The 2,375-nt window shown below is 74.6% G+C and carries 2 protein-coding genes and 1 pseudogene; 2 read left to right on the forward strand and 1 reads right to left on the reverse strand.

The features are described 5' to 3' along the window. Positions 1-442, forward strand: a 442-nt coding sequence (locus JZ5iCDA_RS16875; protein WP_139123205.1) for an FUSC family protein, incomplete at its 5' end; no start/stop codon positions are given. A gap of 49 nt (positions 443-491) precedes the next feature. Here the strand turns inward: JZ5iCDA_RS16875 and JZ5iCDA_RS16880 are convergent. Further along, positions 492-1,865 (reverse strand): PhoH family protein, encoded by a 1,374-nt coding sequence (locus tag JZ5iCDA_RS16880; protein ID WP_069388172.1) that lies wholly within the window; start codon positions 1,863-1,865, stop codon positions 492-494. Positions 1,866-2,162: 297 nt separating this feature from the next. On the opposite strand from JZ5iCDA_RS16880, the pseudogene JZ5iCDA_RS16885 reads away from it, so the two are divergent. Then, positions 2,163-2,375 (forward strand): annotated as a pseudogene (locus tag JZ5iCDA_RS16885) (amidase); the annotation flags it as partial.

Raw genomic sequence — 2,375 nt, forward strand, 5'->3', positions numbered from 1 at the left:
CGCCAGGGCCGCCGCGAGCGCCGTCGGGCTCGGTCACGCGGCGTGGGCGACGATGGGCGCGACCGCGGTGCTGCAGGGCGACTCGACGCGGGCGGCCGTGGTCCGGGGGTTGCAGCGCGGGGCGGGGACGGTCGCCGGCGCCGTGCTCGCGTGGCCGCTGCTCGCGGCTCCCCTGGGGTTCTGGGGCACGGCCGCCGTCGTCGTCGCGCTGCAGATCGTGACCGAGGTCGTCGTCGCGCGGCACTACGGCCTGGCGATGCTCACAATCACGCCCATGGCGCTGCTCATGACGTCGATCGCGCACCCCGCCGTGCCGGCCGCGCTCGCGCTGGACCGCGCCGCCGGCACGGTGATCGGCGCCGTGGTGGGCGTGCTCGCCGTCGTGCTCGTGCACGCCCACCGTCGGCCGGCACCGTCCGCCATCGAGGATGGTCCGCGGTAGGCCCGCGGTGGGTCCGCGGTAGGACGGGGCCAGACCCCGCCGACGGGGGTCAGACCTCGATCGACTCCAGCATCTCCGTGACGAGCGCCGCGACGGGCGAGCGCTCGGAGCGGGTCAGCGTGACGTGCGCGAACAGCGGGTGCCCCTTGAGCGCCTCGATGACGGCCGCGACGCCGTCGTGCCGGCCGACCCGCAGGTTGTCGCGCTGCGCGACGTCGTGGGTGAGCACGACGCGCGACGACTGCCCGATCCGCGACAGCACGGTGAGCAGCACGTTGCGCTCGAGGGACTGCGCCTCGTCGACGATGACGAACGCGTCGTGCAGGGACCGCCCGCGGATGTGCGTGAGCGGCAGCACCTCGAGCATCTCGCGGTCGATCACCTCGTCGAGCACCTGCGGCGAGACGAGCGCGCCGAGGGTGTCGTAGACCGCCTGCGCCCACGGGTTCATCTTCTCGGCCTCGGAGCCGGGCAGGTACCCGAGCTCCTGGCCGCCCACGGCGTACAGGGGCCGGAACACGACGACCTTGCGGTGCTGACGCCGCTCCATGACGGCCTCGAGCCCCGCGCAGAGCGCGAGCGCCGACTTCCCCGTCCCGGCGCGCCCGCCGAGCGAGACGATGCCGACGCTGTCGTCGAGCAGGAGGTCGATCGCGACGCGCTGCTCCGCGGAGCGGCCGTGCAGGCCGAACACCTCGCGGTCGCCGCGCACGAGCTGCACGTGCTTGTCGGCCGTGACCCGGCCGAGCGCGGACCCGCGCGGGGAGTGCACGACGAGCCCCGTGTGGCAGTGCAGCGGGCCGGCCGCCTCGACGACCTGCGCGTCGAGGGTCGCGAGCTCGAGCGACTCGTGCTCCCACAGGGCGGCCATCTGCTCGTCCGTCAGGTCGATCTCACTCATGCCCGTCCACCCGGAGTCGACGGCGAGCTCGGCGCGGTACTCCTCGGCACGCAGCCCGACGGCGGACGCCTTGACGCGCATCGGCAGGTCCTTCGACACGACCGTGACGTCGTGCCCCTCGGACGCGAGGTTCGCCGCGACGGACAGGATCCGCGTGTCGTTGTCGCCGAGACGGAAGCCGGCGGGCAGGACGGCTGGGTCGGTGTGGTTGAGCTCGACGCGCAGCGTGCCGCCGGCGTCGCCGACGGGGATCGGCTGGTCGAGCCGCCCGTGCTGGACCCGCAGGTCGTCGAGCATGCGCAGAGCGCTGCGCGCGAAGTAGCCGAGCTCCGCGTGGTGACGCTTCGCCTCCAGCTCGGTGATGACGACGACCGGCAGGACGACGTCGTGCTCCGCGAACCGGGCGATCGCCTTGGGGTCGCTCAGGAGGACCGAGGTGTCGACGACGAACGTGCGGGTCGTGCTCCCGGTCTCGCCGGACGGCGACGACCCGGTGCGGGGGGTGGGTGAGGTGCGGACCACGGAGGCTCCCCTCCGGCGCGCGGGCGCCGTGCTCTTCCAGGGTGTGGCAGGCGACCGGCCGCTGGGCCGCAGGTGCCACGGCTCAGCAGCGCCGGTGCCGGCCCTCCTGAGCGGAGCGTGAACCCCATCGGCTGGCCTCCCGGAGGGCGACGATGGTGCCGCCCGTCCCTGCCGAAACTACGCGCCTGTGATTCCGACCACCAGCCCCTGACACCCGTGTCCCCGAGGTTTCATCCGACGTTCACGTGCGCCCGTCGAAGCTGGGCACGGACCGGCGGCGCCGCGTACGGTCGGCGCATGACGACCGCGGAGCTGCTCGAGCTCGACGCCACCGCGCTGGCCGCGTCCCTGCGCGCGGGCGAGACGTCCCCCACCGAGGTCCTCGACGCGACGCTCGACGCCGCGCGCGGCGTGGGCGAGCGCGTGGGGGCGTTCGTGCACCTCGCCGACGACCTCGCGCGCTCCCAGGCGGCCGCGGCCGAGTCGGCGCTCGTCGCGGCGCGGCGCGAC

This window comes from Cellulosimicrobium cellulans (assembly GCF_001722485.1).
In the GTDB taxonomy this organism is placed as follows: domain Bacteria; phylum Actinomycetota; class Actinomycetes; order Actinomycetales; family Cellulomonadaceae; genus Cellulosimicrobium; species Cellulosimicrobium cellulans_A.